General features: G+C 64.3%; 1 protein-coding gene and 1 pseudogene. Both read right to left on the bottom strand.

Annotation, left to right across the window (positions count from 1 at the left end; genetic code table 11):
- Positions 1-417: pseudogene (locus ACFWMZ_RS28235) on the bottom strand (hypothetical protein); the annotation flags it as partial.
- Positions 408-1,130: hypothetical protein (locus tag ACFWMZ_RS28230; RefSeq protein WP_383205007.1), on the bottom strand; the 723-nt coding region annotated here is incomplete at its 5' end. The pseudogene ACFWMZ_RS28235 and the gene ACFWMZ_RS28230, both read right to left, overlap by 10 nt.

Raw genomic sequence — 1,130 nt, 5'->3', positions numbered from 1 at the left:
CCCCTCGTCCTTCTTCTCCTCGTTGAAGTCCTTGTAATCCCCGTCGATGTAGTTGCGCCGCTCCTCGTTCCATTCATTGCGCGCGTCCGGCGGCATACCCGGGTCGTGGACGATCGCCTCGTAGTTCCGCTGGTAATAATCGCGAAGCTCGCTCGGTGTCCACTTCGGCGCGTACCAGCACGGGGGCGGGGTCCAGTCCGACGGGACAGCCGCAACGGCACCCGCTGACGGCCCGCTTCCGTTCTTGGAGGTGTCGTATTTGATCACCTCCACCTTGGCGTAGACGTCGTCCCCCTTCTGACCACCGCCCGGGAACGTCTCACCTGGCAGGTCAGCTACGGCAGGCACTGCCGTAGCTGCGAGCGTCAGGGCCGTGGCACCGATGACGAATCCGCAGGTCCTCGGGGTCAGACGCACTCCTGCGCTCCCTTCACCCCGTCGATGGAGACGGCCTTCCAGTAGCCGTCGATCGACTTCGACTCACGCATGACCAGGGTGACGGCGTAGTGCGAGTCGTTCGGGTTGCCACCGCCACCGTCCACCTTCTTGCCGGTCTTGACATCCTTGCCGAACGCCTTGGACTCGTCCCGGCAGAACGTCACGACCTGGGTCCGCGCGGCTTTGCCCTTCACCACCTTCGCGTCCGAGTTCCGGAGCTCACCCATCAGGCTCCATCCACCGTCCACATACTGCTGAATCTGGTCCTTCGCGTATGTGTGGGCCTGACTCATGGGCTCGATGTAGAACTTGTACGCGGCGCTCTCCGGGTCCTGCTCGGTGATCCCATAATGAATGGCCTTCACGTAGTTCTCCGCGTCACCGAGCGCGGCCGCCCCGTCAGGATCACTCGGCTTCTCCCAGTCGAAGGTGATCCTGAAGTCATCGGGGAACTTCATTTCGGGGCGATCGAGCTTGTCCGCCGCCGTTTCCCCCTTGCTCGGTGACGGCGAAGCCTTCGCCGAGCTCTCCCCCGCCCCCGCGATCTCGTCGTCCGGCGAGGAGGAATCCCCTCCGCAGCCGGTGAGGAGAAGCGCTGTCGCCGTGGCGAGCGCGGTGAGGACGGGCAACGTTCGGCGGTTCACGTGAAGACTCCCGGTGGGGGCGAAAGTGCGGACTCGGGAACTGACGCT

Source organism: Streptomyces sp. NPDC058373, assembly GCF_042723275.1.
Lineage (GTDB): Bacteria > Actinomycetota > Actinomycetes > Streptomycetales > Streptomycetaceae > Streptomyces.
The sequence above is the reverse complement of the archived record's forward strand: the minus strand, read 5'-3'. Positions and strand labels throughout refer to the sequence as shown.